This is a genomic window from Ruegeria meonggei, assembly GCF_900172215.1.
GTDB lineage: Bacteria > Pseudomonadota > Alphaproteobacteria > Rhodobacterales > Rhodobacteraceae > Ruegeria > Ruegeria meonggei.
This window is the reverse complement of sequence record NZ_FWFP01000013.1, coordinates 56,379-71,698: the sequence shown is the minus strand read 5'-3', so window position 1 is coordinate 71,698 and position 15,320 is coordinate 56,379. Positions and strand designations below refer to the sequence as shown.

The 15,320-nt window shown below is 57.3% G+C and carries 13 protein-coding genes; 6 read left to right on the top strand and 7 right to left on the bottom strand.

Annotation, left to right across the window (positions count from 1 at the left end):
- The first annotated feature begins 70 nt into the window (after positions 1-70).
- Positions 71-1,318, top strand: coding sequence for a tryptophan synthase subunit beta (gene trpB / locus RUM8411_RS18830; RefSeq protein WP_085824267.1), 1,248 nt, complete (start codon positions 71-73; stop codon positions 1,316-1,318).
- Positions 1,319-1,360: 42 nt separating this feature from the next.
- On the opposite strand, the gene RUM8411_RS18825 is transcribed toward trpB, so the two are convergent.
- The 7 genes from RUM8411_RS18825 to RUM8411_RS18795 all read right to left on the bottom strand — a co-directional run bounded on the left by RUM8411_RS18825 (position 1,361) and on the right by RUM8411_RS18795 (position 7,382).
- On the bottom strand, positions 1,361-1,735 hold the full coding sequence (locus tag RUM8411_RS18825; RefSeq protein WP_085824266.1) for a DUF2237 family protein: 375 nt from the start codon (positions 1,733-1,735) through the stop codon (positions 1,361-1,363).
- Between the two features lie 9 nt (positions 1,736-1,744).
- On the bottom strand, positions 1,745-2,908 hold the full coding sequence (locus RUM8411_RS18820) for a serine hydrolase domain-containing protein (RefSeq protein WP_085824265.1): 1,164 nt from the start codon (positions 2,906-2,908) through the stop codon (positions 1,745-1,747).
- Between the two features lie 82 nt (positions 2,909-2,990).
- Positions 2,991-3,671, bottom strand: coding sequence for an aminoacyl-tRNA hydrolase (gene pth, locus RUM8411_RS18815; protein WP_085824264.1), 681 nt, complete (start codon positions 3,669-3,671; stop codon positions 2,991-2,993).
- 137 nt (positions 3,672-3,808) lie between these two features.
- Positions 3,809-4,462 (bottom strand): 50S ribosomal protein L25/general stress protein Ctc, encoded by a 654-nt coding sequence (locus RUM8411_RS18810; protein ID WP_085824263.1) that lies wholly within the window; start codon positions 4,460-4,462, stop codon positions 3,809-3,811.
- Positions 4,463-4,721: 259 nt separating this feature from the next.
- On the bottom strand, positions 4,722-5,888 hold the full coding sequence (locus RUM8411_RS18805; RefSeq protein WP_085824262.1) for an alpha-hydroxy acid oxidase: 1,167 nt from the start codon (positions 5,886-5,888) through the stop codon (positions 4,722-4,724).
- Between the two features lie 137 nt (positions 5,889-6,025).
- Positions 6,026-6,817, bottom strand: coding sequence for a tryptophan synthase subunit alpha (trpA, locus tag RUM8411_RS18800; protein ID WP_085824343.1), 792 nt, complete (start codon positions 6,815-6,817; stop codon positions 6,026-6,028).
- Between the two features lie 79 nt (positions 6,818-6,896).
- Positions 6,897-7,382 carry an acyloxyacyl hydrolase gene (locus tag RUM8411_RS18795; protein WP_085824261.1) on the bottom strand — a complete coding sequence of 162 codons (486 nt, stop codon included), beginning with the start codon at positions 7,380-7,382 and terminating at the stop codon, positions 6,897-6,899.
- Positions 7,383-7,580: 198 nt separating this feature from the next.
- On the opposite strand from RUM8411_RS18795, the gene ychF reads away from it, so the two are divergent.
- From ychF to fdhF, 5 genes are all read left to right on the top strand, one after another.
- Complete coding sequence (gene ychF, locus RUM8411_RS18790; RefSeq protein WP_085824260.1) at positions 7,581-8,678, top strand: redox-regulated ATPase YchF; 1,098 nt, start codon at positions 7,581-7,583, stop codon at positions 8,676-8,678.
- 122 nt (positions 8,679-8,800) lie between these two features.
- Positions 8,801-9,547, top strand: a complete 747-nt coding sequence (locus tag RUM8411_RS18785) for a hypothetical protein (RefSeq protein WP_143534935.1) — start codon at positions 8,801-8,803, stop codon at positions 9,545-9,547.
- A 196-nt stretch (positions 9,548-9,743) separates the two neighbouring features.
- Positions 9,744-10,625 carry a LysR family transcriptional regulator gene (locus RUM8411_RS18780; RefSeq protein WP_085824258.1) on the top strand — a complete coding sequence of 294 codons (882 nt, stop codon included), beginning with the start codon at positions 9,744-9,746 and terminating at the stop codon, positions 10,623-10,625.
- An 85-nt stretch (positions 10,626-10,710) separates the two neighbouring features.
- Positions 10,711-12,414 carry an NAD(P)H-dependent oxidoreductase subunit E gene (locus tag RUM8411_RS18775; RefSeq protein ID WP_085824257.1) on the top strand — a complete coding sequence of 568 codons (1,704 nt, stop codon included), beginning with the start codon at positions 10,711-10,713 and terminating at the stop codon, positions 12,412-12,414.
- Between the two features lie 13 nt (positions 12,415-12,427).
- Entirely contained in the window at positions 12,428-15,211 is a 2,784-nt protein-coding gene (fdhF, locus tag RUM8411_RS18770; RefSeq protein WP_085824256.1) for a formate dehydrogenase subunit alpha, read from the top strand.
- Positions 15,212-15,320 lie beyond the last annotated feature (109 nt).

Sequence of the window (15,320 nt, the reverse complement as noted above, 5' to 3'; positions counted from 1 at the left end):
AGGCGCGTTTTGCCATGGCAAAACCCGTCGTCACCTCCTATGAACAACGGGAACGACGAGGGAGACACCCATGGCCAACGATCTTTTCAATTCCTTCATGTCCGGTCCCGATGAACAGGGCCGTTTTGGCATCTTCGGCGGGCGGTTTGTCAGCGAAACTCTGATGCCGCTGATCCTGGCGCTGGAAGAGGAATACGAGAAGGCCAAGGACGATCCGACCTTCTGGGCCGAGATGGAAGATCTGTGGACCAACTATGTTGGTCGCCCTTCGCCGCTGTATTATGCGGAACGTTTGACCCAGCATCTGGGCGGCGCGAAGATTTACCTGAAACGGGATGAGCTGAACCATACCGGCGCGCATAAGATCAACAACGTGCTGGGCCAGATCATTCTGGCGCGGCGCATGGGCAAAACCCGGATCATCGCCGAAACCGGGGCAGGGCAGCACGGCGTGGCAACCGCCACCGTCTGTGCAAAGTTCGGCCTAAAATGCGTGGTTTACATGGGCGCGCATGACGTACAGCGGCAGGCCCCCAATGTGTTCCGCATGCGTCTGCTTGGAGCCGAGGTCATTCCGGTGACATCTGGCCGCGGCACCTTGAAAGACGCCATGAACGATGCCTTGCGCGACTGGGTGACAAATGTGAACGACACGTTCTACTGCATTGGCACGGTGGCGGGTCCGCATCCTTACCCGGCGATGGTGCGCGATTTCCAGTCGATCATCGGCAAAGAAGCCAAGGAACAGATGCACAAAGCCGAGGGCCGTTTGCCCGACACGCTTATCGCCGCCATTGGCGGTGGCTCGAACGCGATGGGTCTGTTTTATCCGTTTCTGGACGACAAGGACGTCAATATCATCGGCGTCGAGGCGGGTGGCAAGGGAGTGAATGAAAAGATGGAACATTGCGCGTCTCTGACCGGTGGACGTCCTGGCGTGCTGCACGGTAACCGGACCTATCTGCTGCAGGATGACGACGGGCAGATTCTGGAAGGTTATTCGATCTCGGCTGGACTGGATTACCCGGGTATCGGGCCAGAACACTCGTGGTTGCATGAAATAGGCCGCGCACAATATGTCTCGATCACCGACAAAGAGGCGCTGGAGGCGTTCCAGCTGTGCTGCGCAACCGAGGGCATCATCCCGGCGCTGGAGCCCTGCCACGCATTGGCTCACGTCATGAAGATCGCGCCAGATTTGCCCGAAGATCACCTGATCTGCATGAACATGTGCGGGCGCGGTGACAAGGATGTGCAGACCGTGGCCAAATATCTGAACTTCGACATGTCGGATACCGAAGGTCGCAGCATCGATTGAGCCCAAAATACGACGGGCCCGGGAAAGCCTGGGCCGGTTCGACTAGTTTTGGGTCGCGTGGTCTTTCAGCAGGCGCAACGGCACCACTTCCAGTGCACGTTGATGGGTCGCTTCCAGATGCACTTTGGGGGCGCACCCTTCGTCATGGGCCTGAAGGAACCGTGCAGCGCACAGGCACCAGCTGTCCCCGGGCTTTAGCCCCGGAAAGTTGAAATCTGGGTGCGGGCTGCTCAGATCATTGCCTACGTATTTTGAGAAGGCCAGGAATTCGGCCGTCATCACCGCACAGACCGTGTGACTGCCCTGATCCTCGGGGCAGGTGTTGCAGGCCCCATCCCGAAAGAACCCGGTCAGCGGATCGCGCGAACATGGGGCCAGAGCGCCCCCCAATACGTTGATGCTGTCCTGTTTCTGCATGGCTTCACCTTACAGGCTTTGGGCGATCTTGCGGAACATCTCGATGTTTGCGTCGTTTACGCCGGGATCGCGAAACCTGCGATCTGCCCCAGTCGCAACAATCAGCATATCGCGGGGTTGATCAAAATAGATGTACTGACCATACACACCGCGCGCCAGAAATTCACCCTCATGCGCGCCAACAGGAATCCACCACTGGTATCCATAGCCGATCTTGCCGGATGCGGTCGGTGCGCTGGGCCAGACGGACTCGGCAATCCAGTCCGCAGGCACCAGTTGCTGGCCATCGTAAGTGCCGTTTTGCAGGATCAACTGGCCGAATCGGGCATAGTCGCGGGTGGTGAAGTTCAACCCGCCTAAAACAAAGGCTACGCCTGCACCGTCGGTGACGTAATAGCCGTCATGTTCCAACCCAAGCGGCTGCAATATCTTCTCGCTCAACAGCTCGGCAACGCTGCGGCCGGTTGCGCCGCGCACTACCATGCCGACAACATGCGTGTCGATTGAGACATACTGCCAGGTCTCGCCCGGCGCGGTGAAACTGTCCTGCAGCGAGGCTGCGAAATTGTCCAGTTCTCCGCCCAAGGCCACAACACGACCCATCCGGTTGATGTCCGAGTTGTAGTCCAGGTAGTCCTCATCAAAGGTCACGCCGCTGGCCATGTTCAACACGTTGCGGATCGTCACGCCTTCATAGGCCGAGCCTTCCAGTTTGGGCGCGTATTTCACCACCGGATCGTCCAGTGAATCGATTGAACCTTCGGCCAACAGGATACCGAAAAGGGCGGACAAATAGCTTTTGGCGACAGACCAAGATATCCGCCGGTCTTCGGCTGTTGTGCCCAGATAGTATTCCTCGAACCGGATCTGACCGCCTTGCATAACCAATAACGAGGTCACCGAGCGGTCTTCGATCCAAGTATCGGTGCCTTCCGGCAGGTCAAAGCCAGTGCCATAGCCAAGCTCTGATGTCGGCCCTTTGCCGCGTGGCAGGTCCACGGTTTTGAAGGCCTCATTCATATGGGAAAAGTTGTGAACGATCTTGTCTTCGGCAAACAGGGAATTCACGGCCACTAGGCGCTGAATTTCTTCTCGTTTCCAAATACCCACAACAACTGCGGCCAGCACCAGCATCAGCAGGATGCGCAGCACCCACTTCAACAAAGTTTTCATATGTCGCCTCCCATTTGCGTATCGTATTGGACCGTGCCCGGTGCCATTGGGCAAATGGGACGTTACGGCAAGAGATCTGGCTCTACCTGAATTTGTCCATCAGTTTCTGCATCGCTGAGCGGTCGTCAGGTTCAGAATGCGGCGCTGGTTTTGGCGCGGTTTTGGGTGCCTCCGCAGGTGATTTCGACGACCGCGGCGGGACCGTGCGCAGCGCAACCGCATTCATGAACTTGCCACCTTCGCCGTCGGCGAGATGACCTGCGCCATCCGAGACGCCTCGCAGGACATCATCCAGCCAGTCTGCATCAGCTTTGGAAAAGTCACCCAGTACATAGGGTGAGACCATTTCTTTTCGGCCCGGATGTCCGATCCCAAGGCGCACCCTGTCATAGGTCGGGCTGATGTGTTCGTGGATCGAGCGCAAACCGTTATGGCCCGCAAGCCCGCCGCCCGCCTTGACCCGCACCTTGCCGGGGGCAAGATCCAGCTCGTCATGGAACACCGTTACTTCGGTTGGCTCCAATTTATAAAAACGCATCGCCTCGCCCACTGTCTGGCCCGAGCGGTTCATGAAGGTTTGCGGTTTGATGAGCAGAACCTTTTCATGCCCCAGACGCCCTTCGGCGATTTCTGCCTGAAACTTGGACTTCCAGGGACCAAACCCGTGGTCATCGGCAATCCGGTCTACAGCCATAAAGCCGATATTGTGCCGATTGCGGGCGTATTTTGAACCCGGGTTTCCCAATCCGACAAACAACTTCATTGCTACGTCCCTATCTCAAGCGAGAAATGTACATCTGCTTGATCGCATGGTTTGTACTTGGGTTTCCACCCTCTGTGCACAAAGAAAAACGGGACCACAGGGGCCCCGTTTCGCAATCCAGAAAACTGGGTCTGGATTTATTCTTCTGCTTCTTCCTGACCAACGACTTCAACCTCGTCAACGGCCACTTCTTCGTCATCTTCGTCGTCGTCCGACGCAAGACCGGTCGGGGCCGAGATGTTCGCAATAACGAAATCACGGTCGATGGTCGGCTTGGTGCCACCCGGCAGATCAACCGACGAGATGGTCACAACGTCATTGATTTCCATGCCGGTCAGATCAACGGTGATCTTCTCGGGGATGTCGCCGGCGGTGCACAACAGTTCGACTTCCGGGCGGACAACGGTCAGAACGCCACCCTTCTTGATACCGGGTGCCTCTTCTTCGTTGATGAAATCAACGGGAATGAACAGCGCGATTTTGGTGGTCCGACGCAGACGCATCAGGTCCAGGTGGGTCGGCAGGTCTTTGACAACGTCACGCTGAACGTCGCGGCAGATGACACGGACGTCATCGTGGCCTTCAACCTTCAGGTTCCACAGGGTCGACTTGAACCGGCCTGCTTTCAGGCGCTTGAACAGGACGTTAAACGGGATCTGAATCGGCAGCGGTTCTTTGTCGCCACCAAAAACAATGCCCGGAACCATGCCATCGCGGCGTGCCTGACGAGCGGCGCCCTTGCCTGTCCCCGTCCGTTCCAGAGCTACGAGATCAGGAATCTCTCCAGCCATGATAATTCTCCAATGTTAGGGCGGGCATCCTCCAAGGCTGTATACCCGCGTGAAGCCGCGTCCTTAGCTTGATTCACTGGATTTGGAAAGGCCTGCCGCAGGATTATTTTTCAGCGAGGCTCTGCCTCGCGCTCCGGGATATTTTTAGCCAGATGAAGCTGGTATCCCTTGTTCATCTGGCTACAAGTATCCCCGGGGGAGGTGCCGTAGGCGTCGGGGGCAGAGCCCCTATACCGAGGTCGGTTCAGACAGCGGCCGATCAGGTCTGCCAACATCCGCCAAAATCTTGGGGCACTAGCACGTTGTGACGTCCCAGATCCTGGACGTGACGTTCGCCGCACAAGGCCATTGTGGTGTCCAGCTCTGTGCGGATGACGTTCAATGCCGTCGTGACGCCATTTTGACCCATGGCACCAAGACCGTACACGAATGCACGGCCGATAAAGGTGCCTTTGGCGCCAAGAGCCAACGCTTTCAGCACGTCCTGACCAGAACGAATGCCGCTGTCGAGATGGACCTCAACATCATTGCCCACGGCGTCCATGATTTGTGGCAACATCCGAATTGAGCTGAGTGCGCCGTCCAGTTGGCGGCCGCCATGATTTGAAACCACAATAGCATCCGCGCCCAGTTTAGCCGCCATTTTGGCATCTTCAGCGTCTAGTATCCCTTTCAGGATGACCTTGCCGCCCCACTGTTCCATCAATTTTTCGACCTTATGCCAATCCAGGCTGGGGTCGAATTGTTCTGCCGTCCATGCCCCCAGCGATGACGCATCAGAAATACCTTCGACATGGCCAACGATGTTACCGAATTCCCGGCGCTTCGCGCCCAGCATCTCAAGGCCCCAGGACCATTTGGTCATCAGGTTTGCGATGGTTTTTGCGGTCAGCTTTGGTGGGGCGGACAATCCGTTCTTCAGGTCCTTGTGCCGCTGCCCAAGTACTTGCAGGTCCAGCGTGATCACGAGGGCCGAACATTTAGCGTCTTTCGCCCGTTGGATCAGACGGCTTACGTAATCCTGATCCTTCATTGTATAGAGCTGGAACCAGAATGGTTTGTTGGTGTGTTCCGCCACGTCTTCGATCGAGTTGATCGACATGGTCGACAATGTAAAGGGTACACCGAAATCCTCGGCGGCTTTGGCGGCCTTCATCTCTCCGTCCGCATGTTGCATCCCGGTCAACCCGACAGGTGCCAGGGCGACCGGCATCGCGACCTCTTGTCCGATCATCTGCGATGCGGTCGAGCGCCCGGACATATCGACGGCAACCCGTTGGCGCAGCCTGATATCTTCAAAGTCTGAGCTGTTCTCGCGAAAGGTCTGCTCTGTCCAGCTGCCGCTTTCTGCGTAATCGTAAAACATCCTCGGAACGCGGCGTTCATAGATGCGGCGGAGATCTTCTATGGTTGTGATGACGGGCATTTTGGGGCGCTTTCGTCGATTTGGTTAAATTTTCATACCAATTTATTGACGCGTGGGTCAATCGCGTCCAGACAACAAAAAAGCCGCAGCAAGCAAAGAACTCACTGCGGCGGTTGAAAACGCGAATTTGGCTGTGGTCAGGCGGAGTGGGCTCCGTCGGCCAGCGATTTGACAAAGCCCAGGACATCGGGAACAGATTTGCCTTCGGCAATCTGACTGACAATGGCAGACCCGACCACAGCCCCGTCTGCGACACTGGCGATGGCTTTGGATTTGTCAGGCGTGTTGATGCCAAACCCAACAATCACCGGCAGATCGGTTGCCGATTTGATCCGGGCCACTTCGGGGCCGACATTGGTGGCCTGAGCCTCGGCCGCTCCGGTGATGCCGGTGATCGAGACATAGTACACAAAGCCCGAGGTGTTTTGCAGAACGCGGGGCAGGCGTTTGTCATCTGTGGTTGGGGTGGCAAGGCGAATAAAGTTGAGACCCGCCGCTTGTGCTGGCAAGCACAGTTCTTCATCTTCTTCCGGGGGCAGGTCGACGACGATCAGACCGTCGATCCCCGCGGCTTTGGCATCTGCCAAGAACGTGTCGACGCCCCGACTGTAGATCGGATTGTAATACCCCATCAGGACAATCGGCGTTGTGTCATCGGATTCGCGGAAGGCGCGCGCCAGATCCAGCGTGCGCTGCAAGGTCATGCCGCTTTCCAATGCCCGTTGACCCGCGGCCTGAATGGTAGGGCCATCTGCCATCGGGTCGGTGAAGGGCAAGCCCAGCTCGATCACATCGACGCCGGCGCCGGGCAGGCCTTTTACGATTTCAAGCGAGGTGTCGAAATCGGGGTCGCCTGCCATGATGTAAGACACAAAGGCCTTTTTCCCTTCGGCCTTCAGGGCAGCGAACTTGGCATCTATACGGGTCATCTGCAGTCCTTGCATTCAGAGTTGATCCTGATGTGCAGAAACTTTGACCGGAAATCAATCCCGCCAGGGCCAGATTGCGTCAGAACCCGTAGTGATAGCGCAGTAACACTGAGTTTACGCCCGGGTTGGAGGAGTTGGTACTAGCGTTGGACTTATGCGCCACGGCCACCGAGATCTTGTTTCCGCGGTCCAGCGTGTAGCCAACACCCAGCAGGCTGCGGATCTGAAAGTTGCCACCCAGATCGTTGTCGTCGTCCCCGGCGTTGAAATAGCCCGGCATGACACTGAGTTCGGCAAACCAGCGGTCGGACAGATTGTAGAGACCGACCAGTCCGGCACCGATATGAGTATCTCCGGCGGTGTCCACCGACAGCGCCGCGCCCAAGCCTGCGCTGAACCGCGTCGCCTGGTGAAAAGGTCTGTGCTGATACTCGAGCGAAAAAAGCGCATGATCGTCTGATGCGCCGCTCGAGAAGTCTGAATAGCCTGCGCCAAATATGACGGATTGGGCCTGAACGGCAGTGGCCGTTGCCATTAGGAAAACGGAAAGAATGAGTGATTTCATGGTCGTAATTCGTCAGTTCTGTTGCGCGTTATGAAACATTTGGTGACGCTGGATCGATGATTGCAACCATCCAGTTATCAACTGTGCTTGACAGATGTGTGATGTTGCAAAACGGACTCGGCCCAATTTGGGCCTCTGGGTTGCGCATTTCTCCTGACCTGCATAGAAGACGCCGTCGTATCGCTTCAGGAGGCCAGCATGGGCTTTAAAATGGGAATCGTGGGTTTGCCGAACGTCGGCAAGTCGACTCTGTTCAACGCGTTGACCAAGACCGCGGCCGCGCAGGCGGCGAATTTCCCGTTCTGTACCATCGAACCAAATGTGGGCGATGTTGCGGTCCCTGATGACCGGCTGGACAGGCTGGCCGCGATCGCAAGTTCAAAGCAGATCATCCCGACGCGGATGACGTTTGTGGATATTGCCGGTTTGGTTAAAGGCGCCTCGCAGGGGGAAGGGCTGGGCAACCAATTTTTGGCCAATATTCGTGAGACCGACGCGATTGCCCATGTGTTGCGCTGTTTCGAAGACGGTGACGTGACCCATGTGGATGGGCGCGTCGATCCGGTAGCCGATGCCGATACCATCGAGACCGAACTGATGCTGGCCGATCTGGAAAGCATCGAAAAGCGCCGCGCCAATCTGGTGCGCAAGCTGAAGGGCAACGACAAAGAGGCTCAGCAGCAGGAACGCCTGCTGGCCGAGGCGCAGGCGATGCTGGAAAGCGGCAAGCCGGCCCGTCTGGTTGAGGTCACCGCCGAAGACGACAAGGCCTGGAAAATGCTGCAATTGCTGACCACCAAACCGGTGCTTTACGTTTGCAACGTCTCAGAGGAAGAGTCCGCCGAAGGCAATGAATACTCAGCTCGCGTAGCCGAGATCGCCGCAGCACAAGGCAACGCGCACGTCATCATCAGCGCCAAGATCGAAGAAGAGATCAGCCTGCTGGAAGAAGATGAGGCCCAGATGTTCCTGGAAGAGATGGGCCTGGAAGAGCCCGGCCTCGATCGTCTGATCCGCGCAGGTTACGACCTGCTCAAGCTCGAGACCTATTTCACCGTCGGCCCGAAAGAGGCACGTGCCTGGACCATCCGTACCGGAACCGCCGCGCCGCAGGCCGCCGGAGTGATCCACGGCGATTTCGAAAAAGGCTTCATCCGTGCCGAAACCATCGCCTATGACGACTATATCACCGCCAATGGTGAGCAGGGCGCGAAAGAAGCGGGCAAGATGCGGGCCGAGGGCAAGGGATACATCGTCAAGGATGGCGATGTGATGCATTTTCTGTTCAACACGTAGAGCCTGAAGGATGACGCATTGGGGTCGAAGTGAGAACAGGCTAAGTCCGCTATAAGCTCTTATGGTTGCCCAAGATTAACTTAACAACCATTTGCCCAATGGGCATTAGCATAAGACCCACTATGGCTTCCAAACCAACTACATTAGGTGAAGTGCTCTCAAAAGGTTTTGCCTCAAAACAAGACCGCAATACCGTCGCATGGTTATGGTGCACCCTGCAAAGGCTCTTGAGCTTTGGTCTGTTGGTTTGCATATCTGCACTGTCTGTGTGGTGGCTTTTAGGATCGTCAGGTTCGAAGAACACTCAGGTTTTGATCCTTCTGTCTGCACTTGTTATCATTTGGTGGTTTGTAGTTCGCAGAGTTCGCACAGGTAAACAGCACTTCTTGTTGGCCAATGACCGTCAGGGGTTTTTGCGGGGTCTCAGACTGGATGAAAAAACGGCTGTTTTTGATGGCAGCAATATCTACCATCTTGGGCATGACAACGGATTGGATGCACAACCGCTTGGTGAGATCGCCAATCTGCTCCGCTCACAGGGATACCGTATCGTTTGTTTCTTTGATGCCAGTATTTTTCATACACTCAGTGAACACGGGGCTTTTCCAAGCAGCCAACGACATTCTTTGATCCTGCTGGCACAAATTTTTGGCCTCAAAGAAGACGAGGTTTATGTCGTTCCTGGCGGCGTTCAGGCAGACAAGTATATTTTAGAGGCTCTGAAACACATGCCGATCTCTTTTGCCGTGACCAACGACAAATACCGTGACTACGCAAGCAAATACCCGACTGTGATGAAGGATCATCTTTGGCGTAAGGGCGTGGTGATTTCAGATGGTGAAACCAAGCTGCTTCAGCATCGAGTTTAAGACTGACAATAGTAGATTATCAAACAGCTTCTAATTCTGCAGAGTTGGCTTTTGCTTTGCGTTTGAAACGTCCAGTTGTTTGAATTCTCGCACCAATACCAAACCGCCCCTCGTCGGGCTCTGCAGTAACTCTCGCTTTCCCCCCGCGCAAAACCCGCTAGTCTGCCGTTCAACCTGCCCCCTGGGATAACCTTAGATGATCGAGATCCGCGACCTGCAATTGCTCAGCGCTTTGGCGCGGCATCGCCATTTCGCCAAGGCGGCCGCGGAATGTGGGATTTCGCAGCCAGCATTCTCGATGCGCATCCGCAATCTTGAGGACCGGCTGGGCGTGTCCATCGTGCGGCGGGCCAACCGGTTTCAGGGCCTGACCGAAGAAGGTGAGATGATCGTCCAGCGGGCGCGGCGTATTCTTGATGACACCAAGGCCCTGGAGCAACAGGTGCTGGCCGCCAAGGGCGAAATCACCGGGACATTGATCCTTGGGGTGATCCCGACAGCGATTGCTTTTACCGGTCGTCTGACCAAACGCTTGCGGCAGGCCCATCCCCGGATCGTGACGCGGATTGAAACCATGTCTTCAACTGCGATCCAACATCGGTTGGACGAGGGCAGCCTTGATGCCGGTGTGACTTATGGCGACAGTATCGGCACAGATCTGCGGCAGGTTCAGCCTCTATACGAAGAGACCTATGTTTTGCTGCTGCCGTCCCACATGACGGATGAAACCGGCCCGATCCCCTGGGCACGGGTGGCCGAATTCCCGCTCAGCCTGCTAGAACCGCGAATGCAGAACCGGCGCATTCTGGACCATATCTTCGAAGAACAGGGGCTGCATCCGGATGTGGTGGCCGAGACCAGCGGGTTTACCGCCTCGATGGTGATGGCGCGCGAGGGGTTGGCGGCCACGGTTGTCCCTCGTGTTCTGGTGCGGGCACTTGGAGAGCTGAAGGGCACGAAAGTGCTGCCTTTGGTGGATCCGGTTGTCAGCAAACCAATTTGTTTGGCCACACTGATACGCGAGCCGGAATTGCCAACGGTCGAGGCTTTGCGCGCGGTGGTGACGTCTTTACGGTGATAACCTGTCGTTATCGTGCGATAGTAATAAGCGATTTGACGATATGCTAGTCTGATGAGAAACGAAGTCCTAATCGGAGGGCATCATGGCACCATTAGATACCAAGCCATCAGGCGCACCCAAGGGCGTCTGGAAGTCAGGTAAAGGCAAGGGGCGGCACACGCCCAAAGGCCGTCAGTTCACGGATGAGGCACAGGTCGAAATTGCGCACCTGCTGGGCGATCGCCCCCGGCGCCGTGATCTTCTGATCGAGTTTTTACATTTGATTCAGGACGCGCATGGCCATATCAGCGCCGACCACATCGCCGCCTTGGCCGTGGATATGCGCCTAGGTCAGGCCGAGATTTATGAGACCGCCACCTTCTATGCCCATTTCGATGTGGTGAAAGAGGATAAAGCCCCGCCACCCGCGCTGACCATCCGGGTCTGCGATTCCCTGTCTTGCGAAATGGCTGGTGCCCAGCAGTTGCAAAAGGCGTTGGAGGATGGGCTGGACTCGTCTGAGGTTCGCGTGCTGCGCGCGCCCTGTATGGGCCGCTGCGACACCGCCCCTGTGCTGGAGATCGGTCACAACCATATCGATTACGCGACCCCGGAAAAAGTGCAGGCGGCGATTGCGGCCGGTGACACCCACGCCCATCTGCCCGAATATGAGGCCTTTGCCGCCTATGCCGCCAACGGCGGCTATGCCAAGCTGCAAGAGCTGCGTGACAGCGGTGATTGGGAAAAGGTGCAAGAAGACATCCTGTCCTCGGGCCTGCGCGGTCTGGGTGGCGCAGGTTTCCCGTCTGGCAAGAAATGGGGTTTTGTTCGCATGAACGAAGGTACCCGCTATCTGGCTGTGAACGGCGATGAGGGCGAGCCCGGCACGTTCAAAGATCGCTACTATCTGGAGCGTATGCCGCATGTTTTCCTTGAGGGTATGTTGATCGCTGCTTGGGCGGTCGAGGCAGAGACCTGCTTCATCTACATGCGTGATGAATACCCTGCGGTGCTGGAAATCCTCGCCCGCGAGATTGCCGCGTTGGAAGAGGCCGGGATCGTCGAAAAGGGTTACATTGACCTGCGCCGGGGTGCTGGTGCTTACATCTGCGGTGAAGAATCCGCGATGATCGAGTCGATCGAGGGAAAGAAGGGCCTGCCGCGTCACCGTCCTCCGTTCGTGGCGCAAGTTGGGGTCTTTAACCGCCCAACGCTGGTGCACAATGTCGAGACGCTGCATTGGGTGTCAAAGATCTGCCGCGAAGGGCCGCAGGTTTTGAATTCTGTCGAAAAGAATGGTCGCAAAGGTTTGCGTAGCTATTCCGTTTCGGGCCGGGTGGCCAATCCGGGTGTATTCTTGCTGCCCGCAGGGTCAACCATTCTGGACGTGATCGACGCCGCCGGTGGTATGGCCGAGGGTCACGCCTTCAAAGCTTATCAACCGGGCGGGCCGTCTTCGGGCTTGCTGCCAGCCAGCATCGACGATGTGCCGCTGGATTTCGACACGCTGCAGCCGTTGGGCACCTTCATCGGCTCTGCCGCTGTGGTGGTCCTGTCCGATCAGGACGCGGCCCGCGACGCCGCGCTGAATATGCTGCGGTTCTTCGAGGATGAAAGCTGTGGCCAATGCACGCCTTGTCGGGCGGGTTGTGAAAAGGCGGTCAAGCTGATGCAGGCTGACACATGGGATCAGGACCTGCTGGAAGACCTGTGCCAGGTCATGGGAGATGCCTCGATCTGTGGTCTTGGGCAGGCGGCCCCGAACCCGATCCGCCTGGTCATCAAACACTTCGCTGACGAAATCTGAGGGAGACAGAGCAATGCTTGATGCAAGCCCAACAAAGACCGTCACCTTCAACTTGAACGGAAATGACGTCACCGTGCCCGAAGGCTGGACCATCTGGGAAGCCGCCAAGGGGCAGGGGTTCACCATCCCGCACCTGTGTCACAAACCGGCACCAGGCTACACGCCTGACGGCAATTGTCGCGCCTGTATGGTCGAGGTAGAAGGCGAGCGCACATTGGTCGCCTCGTGTATCCGCCCGGCAGCGGAAGGCATGGTGGTCAAAACCGACACCGACCGGGCCGAGAAATCGCGCGCTCTGGTGATGGAGCTGCTGGTGGCCGATCAGCCCGAAGTGGCGCATGATAACTCCAGCCATTTCTGGGGCATGGCAGCGATGAACGGCGTCGATGACAGCCGCTTTCCTGCGAAGGAACCTGCGAAAATCCCGCTGCTGGATGACAGCCACATCGCGATGCGCGTCAATCTGGACGCCTGTATCAACTGCAACCTCTGCGTTCGCGCCTGCCGGGACGTGCAAGTGAACGATGTGATTGGCATGGCCGGTCGCGGGCACACCGCGCAGGTCGTGTTCGACCAAAACGACCCGATGGGCGAGTCCTCTTGTGTGGCCTGTGGCGAATGCGTTCAGGCCTGCCCGACCGGCGCACTGATGCCCGCAACGGTGCTGGACGACCAACAGCACGGCGACAGCAAGGATTACGATTCCGAGACCGAAAGCGTCTGCCCGTTCTGCGGCGTGGGCTGCAAGGTCTCGCTCAAGGTCAAGGACGGCAAGGTCAAATACGTCGAAGGCATCAATGGCCCCGCCAACGAAGGCCGTCTGTGCGTCAAAGGCCGGTTCGGGTTCGACTATATCCACCATCCGCACCGTCTGACCAAGCCGTTGATCCGGCGCGAAGACGCCCCTGCCAAGGGATTGAACGTTGATCCCGGCAATCTGGGTACGCATTTCCGTGAAGCGACATGGGAAGAGGCGATGGATCTGGCGGCCACCAAGCTGAAGACGCTGCGAGATGAAGATCCGCGCAACGTCGCTGGCTTTGGATCGGCCAAATGCACCAACGAAGAGGCGTATCTGTTCCAGAAGTTCATCCGTCAGGGTTTCCGCCACAACAATGTCGATCACTGCACGCGTTTGTGCCATGCCTCATCCGTGGCGGCGCTGATCGAAAACGTCGGCTCGGGCGCTGTGACCGCGACATTTAACGAGGTCGAAAACTCGGACGTGGTTATCATCATCGGGGCCAACCCGATTGAAAACCACCCCGTTGCCGCGACCTATTTCAAGCAGTTCACCAAACGCGGCGGCAAGTTGATCGTGATGGATCCGCGCGGCGTTGGGATGCGCAAGTTTGCCGATGAAATGCTGCAATTCCGTCCGGGTGCTGATGTCTCGATGCTCAACGCGATCATGAACGTGATCGTTGAAGAGGAACTGTACGACAGCCAGTACATCCACCGCTGGACCGAGAACTGGGAGGCCGAGAAAGAGCATCTGCGCGCCTTCACGCCTGAGGCGATGGCCCCGATCTGTGGTATTGAGCCGGCTCAGCTGCGCAGGGTCGCGCGTACCTTTGCGCAGGCCAAGGCTGGTCTGATTTTCTGGGGTATGGGCGTCAGCCAGCATATCCACGGCACGGATAACTCGCGCTGCCTGATCAGTCTGGCGTTGATGACCGGAAATGTTGGCAAACCGGGCGCAGGTTTGCACCCGCTGCGGGGTCAGAACAACGTGCAGGGTGCCTCGGACGCCGGTTTGATCCCGATGTTCCTGCCGGATTACCAGTCGGTTATGGATGATGACATTCGGGCCAAGTTCAACAATGTCTGGAACTCGGACGACTTCTCGAACGAAAAGGGACTGACGGTCACCGAGATCATCGATCAGGCTTATGCGGGCAACATCAAGGGCATGTATATTCAGGGCGAAAACCCGGCCATGTCCGACCCGGATGTCGGCCATGCGCGCGAAGCGCTGGCCAAGCTTGAGCTGATGATCGTGCAGGATATCTTCCTGACCGAAACGGCGAACTATGCCGACATCATCCTGCCCGCGTCGGCGCTGTATGAAAAGAACGGCACGGTGTCGAACACCAACCGTCAGGTGCAGCGTGTGCGACCGGCCGTGACGCCACCGGGTGAGGCGCGCGAGGATTGGAAGATCACGGTCGAGCTGGCGCAGCGCATCGGGTTGAACTGGGACTATACAGACGTGTCTGAGGTCTTCGCCGAGATGAAGCTGACCATGGCCTCGCTAGATAACATCACGTGGGACCGGCTTGAGACCGAGACGATCACCTATCCGTCGCTGTCCGAAACCGATCCCGGTCAGGCGATCGTGTTCGGCGATGGCTTCCCGCGTGCTGATGGACGGGCCAGGTTCACCCCGGCCAGCGTCATCCCACCGGATGAGGCCCCGGATGAGGAATACCCGATGATCGCCACCACCGGCCGTCAGTTGGAACACTGGCACACCGGATCGATGACCCGTCGCGCCACGGTTCTGGATGCTGTGGAACCGGAAGCGAACTGCTCGATGAACCCGCGCCAGCTGAAACTGATGGGGATTGAACCGGGTGAGTTGATCCGCCTGACCACGCGTCGTGGATCGATCGAAATAATGGTACGTGCGGACCGCGCGATTGCCGAGGATATGGTGTTCATCCCCTTCGCCTATGTCGAAGCTGCGGCGAATATCCTGACCAACTCGGCCATCGACCCTTATGGTAAAATCCCCGAGTTCAAATTCTCGGCCATTCGCGTCGAAAAGATCGAAGACGCTATCGCGGCGGAGTAGGTGCATTTTATCCGTGTGCAAGGCGGGCTCAATCGGGCCCGCCTTTTCGCGTCTTGACAGCGGGTTGGTCGCGGCCAACCCTGAGACAGGCCGTGATGATGGAGATGAG

Bases quoted from the DNA above. Each gene is read 5' to 3' on its own strand.
- trpB (WP_085824267.1), top strand. From the start codon at position 71: ATGGCCAACGATCTTTTCAATTCCTTCATGTCCGGTCCCGATGAACAG.
- RUM8411_RS18825 (WP_085824266.1), bottom strand. From the start codon at position 1,735: ATGCAGAAACAGGACAGCATCAACGTATTGGGGGGCGCTCTGGCCCCA.
- RUM8411_RS18820 (WP_085824265.1), bottom strand. From the start codon at position 2,908: ATGAAAACTTTGTTGAAGTGGGTGCTGCGCATCCTGCTGATGCTGGTG.
- pth (WP_085824264.1), bottom strand. From the start codon at position 3,671: ATGAAGTTGTTTGTCGGATTGGGAAACCCGGGTTCAAAATACGCCCGC.
- RUM8411_RS18810 (WP_085824263.1), bottom strand. From the start codon at position 4,462: ATGGCTGGAGAGATTCCTGATCTCGTAGCTCTGGAACGGACGGGGACA.
- RUM8411_RS18805 (WP_085824262.1), bottom strand. From the start codon at position 5,888: ATGCCCGTCATCACAACCATAGAAGATCTCCGCCGCATCTATGAACGC.
- trpA (WP_085824343.1), bottom strand. From the start codon at position 6,817: ATGACCCGTATAGATGCCAAGTTCGCTGCCCTGAAGGCCGAAGGGAAA.
- RUM8411_RS18795 (WP_085824261.1), bottom strand. From the start codon at position 7,382: ATGAAATCACTCATTCTTTCCGTTTTCCTAATGGCAACGGCCACTGCC.
- ychF (WP_085824260.1), top strand. From the start codon at position 7,581: ATGGGCTTTAAAATGGGAATCGTGGGTTTGCCGAACGTCGGCAAGTCG.
- RUM8411_RS18785 (WP_143534935.1), top strand. From the start codon at position 8,801: ATGGCTTCCAAACCAACTACATTAGGTGAAGTGCTCTCAAAAGGTTTT.
- RUM8411_RS18780 (WP_085824258.1), top strand. From the start codon at position 9,744: ATGATCGAGATCCGCGACCTGCAATTGCTCAGCGCTTTGGCGCGGCAT.
- RUM8411_RS18775 (WP_085824257.1), top strand. From the start codon at position 10,711: ATGGCACCATTAGATACCAAGCCATCAGGCGCACCCAAGGGCGTCTGG.
- fdhF (WP_085824256.1), top strand. From the start codon at position 12,428: ATGCTTGATGCAAGCCCAACAAAGACCGTCACCTTCAACTTGAACGGA.